Raw genomic sequence first — 15,785 nt, forward strand, 5'->3', positions numbered from 1 at the left:
TTGATTTATATATAGCACGTTCAGTTTGTGCTTTCCAACTTCTTTCCTTTGATTATCATAGCCGTTCTTTTTAAAAATGACAGGGTTTTCCGCTTTCGGATTACTTTCTTTAAATACTTCTACCTCTTCTTCATTGAAAAGAAGGCATGAGTCCGATACAATGACATATAGATGAGAACAAAACTAGAGGCATCATGTTTTCGAATCGAGAGGAGAAATTCAAAATGGCTAAATTTACGATTGTCGATAAAGACACGTGTATCGCTTGTGGCGCTTGTGGTGCTGCTGCACCAGATATTTATGATTACGATGATGAGGGTCTCGCATTCGTCATTCTAGACGATAACAAAGGGACGGCAGAAATCCCAGAAGCGTTGTTTGACGACATGATTGACGCATTCGAAGGATGCCCAACGGATTCGATTAAAGTCGCGGACGAGTCATTTGAAGGCGATGCACTGAAATACGAATAACAGGATGAACGGTCTGATCTTTATCGATCAGACCGTTTTTTCATTAGCGCATTAAAAAAGCTGTACGTTTCGACCTAACAGGCCAAAACGTACAGCTTTTTAGTTGAATCGTGTGTTTAGCTTTATCGTTTCCCTTTGATATACGGTACCCCAACAGCTTTTGGTGCATCCGCCCGTCCTACGACACCTGCAAGCGCAAGAATCGTCAAGACATATGGTGCAATCAAGAGATAAACTTGTGGAATTTGGTCAAGAAGCGGCAATTGTTGTCCGATGATAGAAATCGCTTGTGCGAAACCAAAGAATAATGCTGCCGCCATTGCGCCGAGTGGATTCCATTTACCGAAAATCATCGCCGCGATTGCAAGGAACCCTTGTCCAAGAATCGTCGTCACACTGAAGTTCAATGAAATCGATGTCGCATAGACTGCGCCGGCAAGCCCGCCGAATCCACCTGAAATCATGACACCGATGAAACGCATTTTCGTAACATTGATTCCCATCGTATCTGCTGCCATCGGGTGTTCTCCGACAGAACGGAGACGTAAGCCAAATGGTGTCTTAAAGACGACGAACCAGGCAACGAATGCCAAGATGATCGCAATATACGATGTATAGTAGACGTTTGCGAAAAACATTTTCAAGACGGGAATGTCAGATAAAAATGGAACATTTTCTTTCGAAATCCGGTTCGGAATCGAATCCGTCTGTCCTTTGCCGTAAAAGGCACGGACTAAGAAAATCGCTAATCCGACGGCTAACATGTTAATCGCAACACCAAGAACGGTTTGATCGGCGCGGAATAAAATCGCAGGAACGGCAAGGAACAAGGAGAAGATTGCTCCGACGACGATTGCGACGAGCATCGCGACCCAAGGACTTGCTGCGCCAAGACCCATTTTAGACAACGTCAATGCTGAGACGATTCCTGTGAATGCACCCATGACCATCAGGCCTTCAAGCGCGATGTTGACGACGCCAGAACGTTCACTGAAGATCCCACCAAGTGCTGCAATGATTAACGGAGCCGAATAGGCAAGTGCAATTGGTACGACAATATAAAGTACTTCTAGAAAGCCCATTATTTATCGGCTCCTTTCAGTTTTTTAGATTCTGACTTTTTGAGCGTCAGCTTTTCGATGACGAGACGAATCGCATAACCGGAAGCGACGAAGATGATGATGAACGCAATGATGATCTTAATCAATTCTGGTGGAATACCAATCTGTTGCATCGACAACCCACCGATGTTAAGACCCGCGAATAATAAGGCTGCAAGGACGACACCAATCGGATTATTCGCCCCGAGAAGTGCGACGGCGATTCCGTCAAATCCAACGCCCGTAAAGGACGCATTCAACGTCATGTTTTGGAACGTCCCGAGACCTTCCATCGCACCGGCTAGCCCTGCGAACACACCGGAAATGACGAATGACAGGACGATATTTTTATTGACGCCCATACCCGCATATTCTGCTGCACTTTTATTAAAACCGACGGCACGTAACTCATATCCGAGCGTCGTTTTCCAAAGAATGAACCAGAAGACGAGTGCTGCGATGACGGCGATGAAAATCCCGTTATGAAGACGCGAGAAATCCGTCAGTTCTTGCAAGAACGGTGATGCTAATGACGCCGTCTCTTTGACCGAGTCCGTCCGTTCATTTTTGATGCCGATGACGTGACGTAAAATATCATTTGTCACATACAACGCGATATAGTTCATCATGATTGACGTGATGACTTCATGGACATGAAAACGGGCTTTTAAAATACCTGGAATCGCTGCCCAAAGCGCACCTGCTAAACCTGCTCCGATGAGAGCAAGTGGTAAGTGAATCGCTGTTGGTAAATCAAAGGCAATCCCGATCCAGACCGCAACCATCCAGCCGACTAAGACTTGACCTTCAACACCGATGTTGAATAATCCTGTCCGGAAGGCGAAGGCGACAGCAAGACCTGCAAAAATCAATGGGGCTGCGGCACGCAATGTTTCCCCGATGCTATACGGCTCACCAAAGATCCCGTAAAACAACTGATCGAATCCAGCGATTGGATCGTATCCACCGACTAACATGACGATGGCACCAACCACCATTCCGAGGATGATCGATAAAATTGGAATTAAAATCCCATAAAAACGTTCTAGTTTCATGAACGACCTACCTCCTCTTTCTTACCGCCAGCCATCAGGAAGCCGAGTTCAATCTCATTCGTTTCCTTAGGATCGAGAAAGGCTACTGTCCGTCCTTCATATAGAACAGCGATGCGGTCTGATACTTGTAATATTTCTTCGAGTTCGAACGAAATCAAGAGAACAGCGCGTCCTTTTTCCCGTTCAAGCACCAATTGCTCATGAATGAATTCAATTGCACCGACATCGAGTCCACGGGTCGGTTGTGCTGCAATCAAGAGGTCAGGCGAACGATCGACTTCTCGGGCAATGATCGCTTTTTGCTGGTTTCCGCCAGATAGGGCGCGGGCAAACGTCTCTGGGCTTGGAGTTCGGACGTCGAACTTCTCGATTAACGTTTTGGCTTTTTCCATGACTTGATTATAGTTCATGATGCCTGCTTTAGAATACGGTTTTTGATAGTACGTTTGTAAGACCATGTTATGACCAATCGAATAATCCAGTACAAGTCCGTGCTTATGACGGTCTTGAGGGATGTGTCCGACACCTGATTCTGTCACTTTCCGTGGCTTCAAGTTTTTGATTGATTTATTATTTAGGAAAATTTCGCCACTTTCAGCTTTTCGAAGTCCTGTGATGGCTTCAATCAATTCTGTTTGACCATTTCCATCAATCCCCGCGATTCCAACGATTTCTCCAGCACGGACGTCTAAGTTCAGACCATCGACTGCCTTGATACCTCGTCCATCTTTAACGACAAGATTTTTAATGTCGAGAACGAGTTCTTGTGGATTTGCCTTGGAATACTCCGCATCAAAGTTTACTTCACGGCCAACCATCATTTCCGCAAGTCTCGATTGTGTCATCGTTTCGTCGATGTCAACTGTACCGATGTATTTACCGCGACGAATCGTCGTACAACGATCTGCTACTTCCATGATTTCTTTCAATTTATGTGTGATCAAGATGATCGACTTACCTTCAGCAATCAATCGATTCATGATTTGAATCAATTCCTTGATTTCTTGAGGTGTCAATACAGCAGACGGTTCATCAAAAATCAGAATGTCAGCGCCACGATACAACGTCTTTAAAATTTCAACACGTTGTTGCATCCCTACTGAAATGTCTTCGATTTTTGCATCCGGATCTACTGCGAGACCATATTGTTCTGAAATTTGGCGTACTTTCTCCCGGGCAGCTGCACGGTCGATTTTAAGACCAGATTTCGGTTCGGCACCTAAAATGATGTTTTCCGTGACGGTGAAATTTTGAACGAGCATGAAGTGTTGATGCACCATGCCGATTCCAAGATCATTCGCGACGTTCGGACTCGTAATATTGACTTTTTCACCACGCACACGAATTTCTCCAGCCTCAGGCTGATACAAACCAAATAAGACGTTCATCAGCGTCGATTTTCCGGCACCGTTTTCACCAAGTAAAGCGTGAATCTCACCTTTCCGAAGCTGGAGCGTGATATTATCATTTGCGACGAAACTGCCAAACTCTTTTCGTATGTTTAGCATCTCAATGACGTATTCCAAGAAAATCCACTCCCATGTTTAGTTTAAAAGGGGAGGCCGCAATGCTAGCGACCCCCGCTTCCATTTTATTTAAGTGATGCTTCGTACTCTTTATACTCATCGTCAGTTGCTGGAACTGTGATTTTTCCATCGATGATTTGTTTTTTGTAGTCTTCGACTTTTGTCAAGACGTCTTTCGCAACATTGTCTTGTGAAGGAGCGATATCAACGCCGCCGTCTTTAAGACCGAACTCAACAACTTTACCTGCTGGGAAGTTGCCGTCTTTCGTATCTTTCGCAACTTGTTCAACGGCTGTATCAACACGTTTGACCATTGAAGTCAATGTCACGTTTTCCGGCATACCTTCTTCGACTTGGTCACGGTCAACACCGATGACCCAAACATCTTCACCGTTTTTCTTACGGTTTTTAGCTTCTGTAAAGACACCTTGGCCTGTACCACCAGCAGCGTGATAGATCACGTCAACTTTTTTACCGTACATTCCTGAAGCAATTGCTTGTCCTTTTTCAGCAGCGTTGAAATCTTCTGCATATTGAACTTCGACTTTTGCATCTGGGTTAACAGCCATGACGCCTGCTTTAAATCCGCTTTCAAACTTTTTGATCAAGTCTGAGTTAACGCCACCAACGAATCCAACTTTATCCGTTTTTGTTGTAAGACCAGCAACGACACCAACGAGGAATGATCCTTCGTTTTCTTTAAAGACGATTGACGCGACGTTTGGTTTATCAACAACCATGTCGACGAGGGCAAAGTTTTTGTCTTTGAACTGATCCGCTACCTTACCGATATCTTCCGCCATCAAGAACCCGATACCGAGAATCAAGTCGTATTTAGCACGTGCTAATTGCTGTAAGTTCGGTTGATAATCCGATTGTTTTGCTGATTGAAGGTATTTGTATCCTGTTCCTTCTTTCAAATCGTTGTCCTTACCGAACTTTTGAATCCCTTCCCATGCAGATTGGTTGAATGACTTATCATCAACACCGCCTGTATCTGTGACCATACCTACTTTGAAGCCGTCTTTTTCGCTGCTTCCTGAATCTTTAGAATCATCGTTGCTACCACATGCTGCGAGTACCGAGCTCATTGCTAAACCTGTTGCTGCTAATGCGAGAAGTGACTTCTTTTTCATCTGAAATAATCCCCTTTCGAATATGGTCATACAAAGTTCCTGACTACGTCAAGCACCTGAGGCTGGTGATGAGGAGCGTTACGTAGGTTAGCGGAAGCGCTTTCAGTAAAACTCCTAAAACAATCGATTATACACGTTTACGGATGACGTGGAAATCAAACTTATCCGCACGGAAATAGTTCGCTGAATAAAGAACGGATCGGTCGAGCTCATCGTAATGCGTCTGCCGCAATGCGAGCAAGGGTTGGTCCGTATGTAATTGTTCAGCGATTTTCGGATCGATTCGAGGTTCGATATGCGTGACCGCATGTGTGACTCGACGACCTAATTCTTTTTCTAGTGCGTCAAACAGTGACGTCGACGACGTAAACTGCTCTTCATTTTTAATATAATGGCTTGGAATCTTATCGACGCAATAGACAACAGGAACATCTCCCGCGAGTCGGATTCGTTCGATTCGATAAACCAGTTCATCCGGACCAAGTTGAAAACGTTCTCGGTCACGTTCCGTCGGTTGAACCATTTCTGACGACAACACTTCTGATGTCGGAATCATACCAGCGCGCGCAATCATCTCCGTCACACTATACAATTCTTCAATCCCTGAAGTGAATGGTGGTCTTGCATTGATAAACGTACCGACACCGTGCTTACGGATGACGATGTTCTCATCTTCAAGAATTCGTAAAGCCTCTCGAAGAGTCGCTCGACTAACGCCAAGTTGCTTTGAAAGTTCAAACTCTGAAGGTAGTTTCTCGCCTTCCTTGTAAACGCCGTCATCGATGTCGGACTTGATTTTTTCAATCACTCGTAAATAAAGCAAACGATGATCTAATTTAATCGACATGACGCATCTCCATCCTCTATCTAGTTGTAACCAGTGCTCAGACTTCTGACGTATGAGAACTCCAGCCAAGATAAGTATATGACGTCGAACACAATCCTGCAATCATTTTGTAACAGGTTAGAAGTCTGACTTCTGGCGCTTTTGTAACCCTTTTCATATCGCAACTTCTTTTGGAATAAAATAGGACATTCTACCTAAGAATGTCCTTAGCTTGTAGACAAACTCTTATGAATCGTGAACATGCGATAACGAGAGACAATCCGGTCGCGCTTCCCTGTCTCGCCTCGTCTTCAAAGCGGCATCAGTCTCGCCGCTACAGCAAAGCTGCAGGGTCGCGACCGATTGCTTTTCGCTTCAAAAGCGATTCGAGACGGAGTGCGCTCTAAACCGTCTGCATGACTGGATTTTCGTCATGGTATTCCCTAAAAAGCGTCGCGTTTCGTTGACTCCTGCGGGGAAAAGTGCGTTTTTAACGCACGTTCAGAGGCAGGCAAGACCCTGCTTCTTGTCCGTTAGGATCAAGGAGCAACGGCTTGCGCCTCGCCCGAGGAAAGCAACGAAAAAAGACGCTTGTTTTCCCGATAGCACGTTGTCTACAGTCCGAGGACATTCTACCTAAGAATGTCCTTAGCATGTAGACAAACTCTTATGAAGCATGAACAGGCGATAACGAGACGAATTGCGCCCTAAACCGTCTGCCTGCCCGGCTTTCCCTCACGGTATTATCTAAAAAGCGTCGCGTTTCGTTGACTCCTACGGGGAAAAGTGCGTTTTTAACGCACGTTTAGAGGCAGGCAAGACCCTGCTTCTTGTCCGTTAGGATCAAGGAGCAACGGCTTGCGCCTCGCCCGAGGAAAGCAACGAAAAAAGACGCTTGTTTTCCCGATAGCACGTTGTCTACAGTCCGAGGACATTCTATCTAAGAATGTCCGATCGTCTTGGATTGCTTATTTTTCAGGTACTGCTGTTTTACCAGAGATGACTTCTTCTTTTGCCTGTTCTAACATATCAAGCGTTTTTTTCGAGATTTTTTTAGACTCGACGAGATCGACACCTTGTTCTTTTAAGCCGTATTGAACAGTCTCTCCACCTTTAAGGTTGCCTGCTTTCGCTTCGTTCGCTGTATCTTTCACTGCGAGATCGACACGCTTGATGACGGATGTCAACGTAACGTCTTCCGGCATGCCTTCTTCTTGTTGGTCACGGTCGACACCGATGACCGCAACTTCTTCCCCGTTCTTTTTGCGGTTCTTCGCTTCTGTGAAGACACCGTTCCCTGTCCCACCAGCTGCTGGGAAGATGATGTCTGCGCCTTTACCGTACATACCCGCTGCAATCGCCTGTCCTTTTTCTGGCGCAGCAAAATCTTCCGCGTACTGCACGTCGATTTTGATTTTTGGATTGACGGATTTTGCGCCAGCTTCAAAGCCTGCCCGGAACCGTTCGATCACATCCATCTTCATCCCGCCGACAAATCCGATATGATCCGTTTTCGTTTCCATCGCAGCGACGATACCTGCAAGATAGGCACCTTCGTTTTCCTTGAACGTAATCGATGTCACGTTGTCTCCTTCGACGACATTATCAATAATCGCAAACTGCGTATCTTTAAATTGACCGGCAACCGTTTTGATGTCTTCATTAAACGTGTTTCCGATTCCAAAGATAAGATCTTCGCCACCACGTGCAAGACGAGACAAGTTCGGTTGATAGTCTTGTTGTGATTTAGATTGGAGGTATGAGTATCCTTCATTTTTCTTCAGGTCATTTTCTTCCCCGTATGCTTGAAGTCCTTCCCAAGCAGATTGGTTAAACGATTTATCATCAATTCCGCCTTTATCGGCAACCATCGCAACAGAAAATTCTTCTTTTTTCCCTTTGTCGCTGTCGTTTGCTCCACCACATGCTGCCAGTCCTACTGTCGCCACTGTCATCGCTGATACAAGTACCTGTTTTTTCTTCATTGCCATCCAGCTCCTCTTCTACTTTATGTGAGCGCTTTCATTATCTATTTGTAAAAAAGCTGCTCACTTGCCTCTATACAAGGCAGTCAACTCATATGACTGAGTATGACAAAGTATTCAGAGAAAATCAACAGACGTCTGACAACTATTTTTCATGAAATCGTTCTCATTTAGACTTTTTTAATATTTTCTTACATGTAAAGAAAACCAACGCTCACGATGTGAACGCTGGTTCCTCTGTTAATTACTTAACGTCCCATGACACGGCGTGGTTTCGATCCTTCTGATGGACCGACCAATCCATTTTCCTCTAACGCATCAATCAACCGTGCCGCACGATTATATCCAATCCGGTACTTCCGTTGAATCATCGAGGTCGAAGCCGATTCCTGGGTCAAAATGAACTGGACGACTTCATCGTACAATGGATCATCGACGTCCGACTCACCTTCAGGAATATCTTTTGGAATCATCGCTTCCACATACTGTGCTTTTTGTTGACTGATGACATGGTTGACGACTTTTTCGACTTCCTCGTCTGACAAGAAGGCACCTTGGACTCGGACCGGTTTATTCATCCCATTCCCAAGCAGCAGCATGTCACCGCGTCCGAGTAGCTTATCTGCCCCACTCGTATCAAGGATCGTCCGCGAATCGGTTCCGCTCGAGACACTGAACGCAATCCGGGACGGAATGTTCGCTTTGATGACACCCGTGATGATATCGACACTCGGCCGCTGGGTTGCGATGACCATATGAATGCCGGCTGCCCGTGCCATTTGGGCAAGACGCATGATTGCATCTTCGACTTCGTTTGAAGCGACCATCATCAAGTCGGCCAACTCATCAACGATGACGACGATATACGGTAAACGCTGATGGACTTTTTCTTCTGCATTCATCTTATCAATCAACGCGTTATATCCTTCGATATTACGGGCGCCATTTTGACTAAAGATTTCATAACGCCGCTCCATCTCGGAGACGACTTGTTTCAAAGCTTGTGCGGCTTTTTTCGGATCGGTGACGACCGGTGCGAGCAGATGCGGGATTCCATTGTAGACATTCAACTCAACCATCTTCGGATCAATCATCATCAGCCGGACTTCATCCGGGCGGGCCCGCATCAATATCGAGACGATCATCCCGTTGATACACACGGATTTCCCTGAACCCGTCGACCCAGCGACGAGCACATGGGGCATCTTATTTAGTTTTGCTGTCACCGTCTCACCTGAGATACTCCGTCCGAGGGCGACGAGTAAGCGGTCGGAATCGGCTTGGACACTTTCTGCCCCGAGAACTTCACGTAGCGATACCATCGCCACTTCACGGTTTGGTACCTCGATCCCGACAGCCGCCTTCCCGGGAATCGGTGCTTCAATCCGAATATCTTTTGCGGCGAGCGCAAGTGCTAAATCGTCAGCAAGTCCCGTGATCCGGCTGAGTTTAATCCCTTGATGGGGTTCGATTTCGTACTTCGTCACACTCGGCCCTAAATGAATTTTTAAGACTTTTGCCCCGATTCCGAACGACTTCAATGTCGCAATCAATTTTGTGGCGTTATCTTTCAATCGTTTATTCTCACCGGACAAGTCTTTAGCTGTCGGTTCCATCAACAAGTCAAGCGACGGCAATTGATACCCATCTGGTGTCTCTGTCATCGTCAAAGGACCTTGCAACTCTTTTGCCTGTGGTTCGACATGATCAGCAAAACCAATGATCGGGACATCCTGAATGCTTTCCGTCGGATCTTCCGGTTCCATGTCCGGTACGGGTGGACTGACAGCTTCCGTCTTAAGCGTAGCAGGTTTAGCTTGTCGCTCAAGTCGCTTCCGTTCTTGTTTTTCCTTCACTGGTCGCTCCCGTTGCTCTCGGACACGGCGTTCCCGGTTACGAAACGCCTCGTACCGTTCGAGCAGCCCTTGACCAAGTTCACGGAAGAACAAGGGCTCCAGTAAATGAATACTTGTCACAATCAAGAACAATCCAATCAAAAAGGCCCCGAAACTCGAAATGTAATAAGCGGAACCTTGATACAACCAGCCGTTCAGTGCACCTCTCGGCTCACCAATCAACAAATCGAGCCAAATCAAAAGACCGAATACGAGCAACGTGATCGCCCATTTTTTCGTACCTTCAAGCTGGGATAACAACACGAGCATTAGTCCACCGAGTAGACCGTACAGTAATGAACCAAATTGACCGACAACAGCTGCTGCTTGTTCTGCTAACATTTCGCCAACCCGACCAAATTCTCCTAACGCAAGAAGGTACGCCAATAATAATGACACGGCTAAGATACCGGCATATGTACGATATGGAAGGGGGCGTCGTTGTTTTTTTGCGGGTGGACGTTTTCGTGCCGTCGGTTGTTTTCGGACTGGTTTCTTTTTCGTCGTCGCCATGTTTGATACACCTCCTCCTATTAAAAAACGACTCAGCTGACCAGGAATCGGTCGATCTGAGTCGCTCACCTTGTTAAATCTCCATGATGATCGGTAAAATCATTGGACGACGTTTTGTCTGTTCATATAGATAAGAGCTTAGCTTATCTCGAATCAATGACTTCATCTCAGTCCAATCAAGTTCTCCGCCTAACTTGCCTTGCAATTGTTTTGCGACGATCCGGTTTGCTTCATTGATCATATCCTCAGATTCACGCATGTACACGAATCCACGTGAAATGATTTCTGGTCCTGAAACGATCGTCTTGTTCTTCCGACTGATCGTGATGACGCAGAGGACTACACCATCTTGCGATAAGAGACGGCGGTCGCGTAACACGATGTTCCCGACGTCGCCGACGCCAATCCCGTCGATCAAAACGTTTCCGGCATTCACTTTACGTGACATCCGGGCTTTTCGTTTCTCAAATTCGACGACATCACCATTTTCGATGATAAAGATATTATTTGCATTGACACCAACCGTCTGCGCGAGACGACTATGTGCTTTTTGCATCCGGAACTCCCCATGAATCGGTATAAAGAACTTCGGTTTGATTAAGTTGAGCATCAACTTCAAGTCTTCCGCGTGACCGTGACCCGACACGTGAACTTTACGTTGGTTATAAATGACGTTCGCTCCGGCACGGAACAGAAGATCAATCGTTTTCGAAACCGATTTCTCATTCCCTGGAATCGGTGACGCTGCGACGACAACGGTATCGTTTAGACGAATGTTGACTTGTTTATGTGCATTGCGTGCCATCCGTGTTAATGCCGCCATCGGTTCCCCTTGTGAACCGGTCGTTAAGATGACGACTTGATTATCATCTAGGCGGTTGATTTCCGATAATTCAATCAATGTTTTTTGTTTAAAGCGCAAATAGTTCAAACGTTGCGCGACTTCGACGATATTGACCATGCTTCTTCCGACGACCGCAACTTTCCGGTTGTTCGCTTCAGCAGCAGCAAATACTTGCTGCAAGCGGTGAACGTTCGATGCGAAGGATGCGACGATGACGCGACCCGGTGCCTCATAGATGACATCATTTAATTCAGAACCAACCGTCGATTCAGACCCAGACATACCCGGTCGCTCTGCATTCGTCGAATCCGATAAGAGGCAGAGGACACCACGTTGCCCAATTGCTGCAATTTTCCCGAAGTCAGCTTGTTTGCCGTCGACTGGCGTGTAATCAAACTTGAAATCCCCCGTATGGACGATTGCGCCTTGTGAGGTTTGGATACATACCCCGACTGCATCCGGAATCGAGTGATTGACGCGGAAGAATGTGATGAAATGTCCCGCAACGGTTAATTTCGTCTTGGCATCAATTGGACGAAGATCTGCCTTCTTCAATAAACCGGCTTCTTTTAATTTGATTTCGATCAACCCAAGTGTCAAGCGTGTCCCGTATACGGGTACTTTTAAGTCACGTAAGACGTAACTGAGTGCACCGATATGGTCTTCGTGACCATGCGTGATGAAAATCCCTTGAATTCGTTCTTTATTTTCTTTTAAATAACTAATGTCCGGAATGACTTTGTCGATTCCGAGCATCTCATCTCCTGGGAACATCAAACCGGCATCGATTACGAAGATGTCTTCGTCGAGTTCGACGACGTACATGTTCTTACCGATTTCACCAGCTCCACCAAGAGCAAAGACGCTTACTTTTTCCGTCTTTTTCTTTGACACAACATGACCTCCTATTTATATTCACTTTTCGTGAGCCGTCCACTTATCACTATCACTATTCTAGCCGAACTTTGCCTTCCTGCCAACAACGGGACTAGGAAAACTAAAAAAAAACGTCATACCGAATCAAAATACGTCCGGTATGACGGTTCGTTACGATTCAAGCAGCTGCTCGATTTCTTCTGTACGATTGGCTTTTTCTTGTTTACCCGGTCGGGCACCCGACTTCAGTTCACTTAACGAATAATTGAAGTTCATCTCAAAGTGAGGGTAGTCAACGAATCGTTTCCAGTCCCCTCCCCATTCAAAACCAAGTGCCTTCCCGACATCTGCGACTTCACGCCAATCACTTTTACCCGATTGGTTCCCGTCATAATCGACATCGTAGGAAATCTTGCCATCGATCATTTGCACGAAGTCAATCGCAAGACCATAGTTATGCATCGACTCTCCCCCACGTGCATTCGTCACGATATCACCTGACTTCGAACGACCTTGTGCATATAACGCATCTTGTTGTTTTTTTGTCCGGTACCCTTGTGTAACCCGAATATCGATGTTGTAGCAGGAGTGACTGATGCGAATTAAATCTTTTGCACCTGCTTCGACAGCCGGATGCAGTTGTTTTAGATTGCCACGGCTTGCTGCAATCAGACGGTCTTCCCCCGCGCGGTCACGGGGGCAGCTATCGATCCCTAAATCCGGCTGATCAAGCAAAATCGACGGTAAACGGTTCGTCGAAGCGGCAAGAAACAATCCCACCGCGAACATCGCGAATAAAAACAATATCCAGGCAAAGATTGTTCCTCTCTTCATTAGCGGCGGAACTTCTTCCGGAGTTTCTTCAAAATCGGCAGACCCGTTTCAAGTAACAAGTAGAGCGGTTTGTTCAAGACATAATCAAACTCCCCGACTTTTTCAACCATTTGGCTTCCCCAGCCTGATTTAAACGCATATAACCCTGCATAATGATCGTCCGGATCCGTCGACCCGCTGACACCACCGAAATCATACGTAAGGGCACCGTGGGCTTTCGCATACTGCATCATCGTCCATTGCATCAAGTGGTTCGGCATGAACTCACGGTATTCGTTTGACGATGCACCGTAAAGATAATACGACCGGCGTCCGGCAAGTGTTAACAGTCCTCCCGAGAGGATGACACCGTCTGGATACTTCGCGGCAATCGCCATCAATTCGGTTTTTGATTTCTCGGCCTTATCAATTTGCGCCGTCGTCTGTTCCAAACGATTATTGAGACTCTTGATTTTTTTCTCGGTCGTCTCTTTTTCGAGCTGACGGTGAATTTTTGTCAATTCACGGTCAGCTTGAAGTAACAATGCTTCCGTACTTTCAAGGGCCTTCGCCGCGTCGAGTTTCGTCAAAAATAGCGCTGCATCGCCGTTCGGACGCAAGTTGTCATAAAGATTCTCAAAATATGCGAGACCCCGGACAGAAAATCCGTCCCGCTCACCCGTCTCGACCATCAGCTTCGCAAATGTCTTCAGTTCATCACGACTCGCTTCGTAACAAACGATTCCTTTTCGTTCTGCGAGCCGGACATTATATCGGAACTTCGAATGGAAACCGTCAAAAATTTCTTTTTCGGTTCCTTCAAGGTTCGTCTCCATCGTAAAGCGGGGTTGCGCATGGTCAAATCCACCGCCGAAACCGTTATGTTTAAATCCGAGTGCCATCATTTCTGTCAACAGTGTCGGATCTTCATCACGGTCAATGTTCGGATCGATTTTAATCGCAATCGCTTTTTGTGATTTTGCAACAGCAATCGTCACGTCACGTAACGCCGTAACGGCATCCTTGTCGGCATAATCAACGACAAAACCACGTGGTGCGTAACATAATGTAAAGGGAAGTTTCGGAACTTTTTTAAACAAGAGTAACGCGACGCCGACCGGTTGACCGTCGGCTGTTCCGACGGCGACACGTTGATGTGTCCAACCCGTCGCTTGTTTTACTGCGCCCCATGCCGGTAACTGCAATAAGTCCCCTTTCGGATGCGTTTTGACAAACGTTTCAAATTGCTCAGTCGTTAATTCAAGTGGTTGATAATTCACTGCTTTTCCTCCAATTGGCGTATCATCTCTTTGACGAGTTCTTCTTCGTCGAGTGGTGTTTTTTCGTCACCAATGATTTGATATTTTTCATGCCCTTTTCCTGCTAGAATGACGATGTTATCGGGACGGGCGAGACTTGCCGCATAACGGACGGCTTCAACTCGGTCACCGATTTCGACGAACTGGTCGTGTAACATGCCGGAAGCGATACCGGACGTAATCGACTCATACGACTCGAAGCGTGGATCATCCGTCGTCACGACGACCGTTCCGGCATACGTCGAAGCAAGTTGTCCCATCATCGGCCGCTTCGTCACGTCACGGTTTCCTCCCGTGCCGATCAAGAAAACAATTTTTTCCTTCGGGACGTCGACAAGTGCCTTCAGACACTGTTCGATGCCGTCTGGCGTATGGGCATAATCGACATAGACATTATATCCCTCGATCGGCAAGCGTTGCATCCGTCCTTTTGCCGGCTGAATCTGAGTGATCGCATTCGAAATCTCAGGTAAGCGGTAACCGAGTGATAACAAGATGCCTGTCGCGAGTAATAAATTGTAGACGTTAAACCGACCGATGAATTGAACGGTCAATTCCACCGATTCATCTTGATAATCAATCGTGAACGTCGTCTCTTGAAGCGTCTGCGTGATGTTACGTGCCTGTAAATCAGCAGGCTGATCAATTCCGTACGTCAACACGCGTGCGCCCGTCATCATTTCAAACAGTTCGCTTGTCGCATCGTCAGCGTTCAAGACGGCGACTTTCTTATCGGACAGGCGTTGTCCGAGTTGCGCAAACAATAACCCTTTTGCCCGGGCATAGTTTTCGAACGTCTTATGGAAGTCGAGATGGTCGTGTGTTAAGTTCGTAAAACCCGCTACATCAAAATCTGCACCCGTGACACGGCCAAGTTCCAAACCGTGCGACGAGACTTCCATGATGACATCCTCGACACCTTCTTGATGCATCTGATGGAAAAAGGCTTGGAGTTCAGAACTTTGTGGTGTCGTATTTCGGCTCGGGACGACACGGTCACCAATCTTCACTTCGACCGTTCCAATGATTCCCGTCTTTCGCCCTAACTGTGCCAATACATCACGAACGATCGTCGTCGTCGTCGTTTTCCCGTTCGTTCCCGTGATGCCGATCATCCGCATTTTTTCAGACGGATAATCATAGAACTTCCCTGCAAGTTCGGCAATCGCCCGTGTCGTACTTCTGACAAGAATGACCGGAATCGTCACATCGAGTGTATGTTCCGCGATGATGGCGACGGCCCCTTTCGCTTCCGCTTGCTGGGCATACGCATGTCCATCCACTGTATAGCCTTTAATGGCAACAAATAATGTCCCAGGTTTCACGTCACGTGAATCTGTCGTTAATGAGCCGACTTCCGCATCTGCCATTCGTTCGATTTTTTGGACTTGAATGGCTTCGATTAATTCAACTAAATTCAAGGG

At 46.6% G+C, this 15,785-nt stretch carries 12 protein-coding genes; 1 reads left to right on the plus strand and 11 read right to left on the minus strand.

Annotated elements, in window-relative coordinates; translation table 11 throughout:
• Positions 1 to 224: 224 nt before the first annotated feature.
• On the plus strand, positions 225 to 473 hold the full coding sequence (locus tag KNQ04_RS08585) for a ferredoxin (RefSeq protein ID WP_214849494.1): 249 nt from the start codon (positions 225 to 227) through the stop codon (positions 471 to 473).
• Positions 474 to 595: 122 nt separating this feature from the next.
• On the opposite strand, the gene KNQ04_RS08590 is transcribed toward KNQ04_RS08585, so the two are convergent.
• From KNQ04_RS08590 to KNQ04_RS08640, 11 genes are all read right to left on the minus strand, one after another.
• On the minus strand, positions 596 to 1,555 hold the full coding sequence (locus tag KNQ04_RS08590) for an ABC transporter permease (RefSeq protein ID WP_214849497.1): 960 nt from the start codon (positions 1,553 to 1,555) through the stop codon (positions 596 to 598).
• Positions 1,555 to 2,628, minus strand: coding sequence for an ABC transporter permease (locus tag KNQ04_RS08595; protein ID WP_214849499.1), 1,074 nt, complete (start codon positions 2,626 to 2,628; stop codon positions 1,555 to 1,557). The genes KNQ04_RS08590 and KNQ04_RS08595 overlap by 1 nt, the downstream gene beginning before the upstream one ends.
• Positions 2,625 to 4,154 carry an ABC transporter ATP-binding protein gene (locus tag KNQ04_RS08600; RefSeq protein WP_214849501.1) on the minus strand — a complete coding sequence of 510 codons (1,530 nt, stop codon included), beginning with the start codon at positions 4,152 to 4,154 and terminating at the stop codon, positions 2,625 to 2,627. Before KNQ04_RS08600 ends, KNQ04_RS08595 begins: the two co-directional genes overlap by 4 nt.
• Before the next feature lie 65 nt (positions 4,155 to 4,219).
• Positions 4,220 to 5,290 carry a BMP family lipoprotein gene (locus tag KNQ04_RS08605; protein WP_214849503.1) on the minus strand — a complete coding sequence of 357 codons (1,071 nt, stop codon included), beginning with the start codon at positions 5,288 to 5,290 and terminating at the stop codon, positions 4,220 to 4,222.
• A 127-nt stretch (positions 5,291 to 5,417) separates the two neighbouring features.
• The gene (locus KNQ04_RS08610; RefSeq protein ID WP_029330710.1) at positions 5,418 to 6,137 is read right to left on the minus strand and encodes a GntR family transcriptional regulator; all 720 of its coding nucleotides are present in this window, start codon (positions 6,135 to 6,137) and stop codon (positions 5,418 to 5,420) included.
• 947 nt (positions 6,138 to 7,084) lie between these two features.
• Entirely contained in the window at positions 7,085 to 8,101 is a 1,017-nt protein-coding gene (locus KNQ04_RS08615; protein WP_214849511.1) for a BMP family lipoprotein, read from the minus strand.
• 248 nt (positions 8,102 to 8,349) lie between these two features.
• Positions 8,350 to 10,509 carry a DNA translocase FtsK gene (locus tag KNQ04_RS08620; protein ID WP_214849513.1) on the minus strand — a complete coding sequence of 720 codons (2,160 nt, stop codon included), beginning with the start codon at positions 10,507 to 10,509 and terminating at the stop codon, positions 8,350 to 8,352.
• A gap of 73 nt (positions 10,510 to 10,582) precedes the next feature.
• Positions 10,583 to 12,247 (minus strand): ribonuclease J, encoded by a 1,665-nt coding sequence (locus KNQ04_RS08625; protein ID WP_214849516.1) that lies wholly within the window; start codon positions 12,245 to 12,247, stop codon positions 10,583 to 10,585.
• A 153-nt stretch (positions 12,248 to 12,400) separates the two neighbouring features.
• The gene (locus KNQ04_RS08630) at positions 12,401 to 13,063 is read right to left on the minus strand and encodes a M15 family metallopeptidase (RefSeq protein WP_214849518.1); all 663 of its coding nucleotides are present in this window, start codon (positions 13,061 to 13,063) and stop codon (positions 12,401 to 12,403) included.
• Entirely contained in the window at positions 13,063 to 14,322 is a 1,260-nt protein-coding gene (locus KNQ04_RS08635; RefSeq protein ID WP_214849526.1) for a peptidoglycan bridge formation glycyltransferase FemA/FemB family protein, read from the minus strand. Before KNQ04_RS08635 ends, KNQ04_RS08630 begins: the two co-directional genes overlap by 1 nt.
• Positions 14,319 to 15,782, minus strand: coding sequence for a UDP-N-acetylmuramoyl-L-alanyl-D-glutamate--2,6-diaminopimelate ligase (locus tag KNQ04_RS08640; protein ID WP_214849528.1), 1,464 nt, complete (start codon positions 15,780 to 15,782; stop codon positions 14,319 to 14,321). Before KNQ04_RS08640 ends, KNQ04_RS08635 begins: the two co-directional genes overlap by 4 nt.
• Positions 15,783 to 15,785 lie beyond the last annotated feature (3 nt).

The organism is Exiguobacterium sp. s193, assembly GCF_018618755.1.
Classification (GTDB): Bacteria; Bacillota; Bacilli; order Exiguobacteriales; family Exiguobacteriaceae; genus Exiguobacterium_A.

Bases quoted from the DNA above. Each gene is read 5' to 3' on its own strand.
- KNQ04_RS08615 (WP_214849511.1), bottom strand. From the start codon at position 8,101: ATGAAGAAAAAACAGGTACTTGTATCAGCGATGACAGTGGCGACAGTA.
- KNQ04_RS08610 (WP_029330710.1), bottom strand. From the start codon at position 6,137: ATGTCGATTAAATTAGATCATCGTTTGCTTTATTTACGAGTGATTGAA.
- KNQ04_RS08585 (WP_214849494.1), top strand. From the start codon at position 225: ATGGCTAAATTTACGATTGTCGATAAAGACACGTGTATCGCTTGTGGC.
- KNQ04_RS08620 (WP_214849513.1), bottom strand. From the start codon at position 10,509: ATGGCGACGACGAAAAAGAAACCAGTCCGAAAACAACCGACGGCACGA.
- KNQ04_RS08630 (WP_214849518.1), bottom strand. From the start codon at position 13,063: ATGAAGAGAGGAACAATCTTTGCCTGGATATTGTTTTTATTCGCGATG.
- KNQ04_RS08590 (WP_214849497.1), bottom strand. From the start codon at position 1,555: ATGGGCTTTCTAGAAGTACTTTATATTGTCGTACCAATTGCACTTGCC.
- KNQ04_RS08605 (WP_214849503.1), bottom strand. From the start codon at position 5,290: ATGAAAAAGAAGTCACTTCTCGCATTAGCAGCAACAGGTTTAGCAATG.
- KNQ04_RS08595 (WP_214849499.1), bottom strand. From the start codon at position 2,628: ATGAAACTAGAACGTTTTTATGGGATTTTAATTCCAATTTTATCGATC.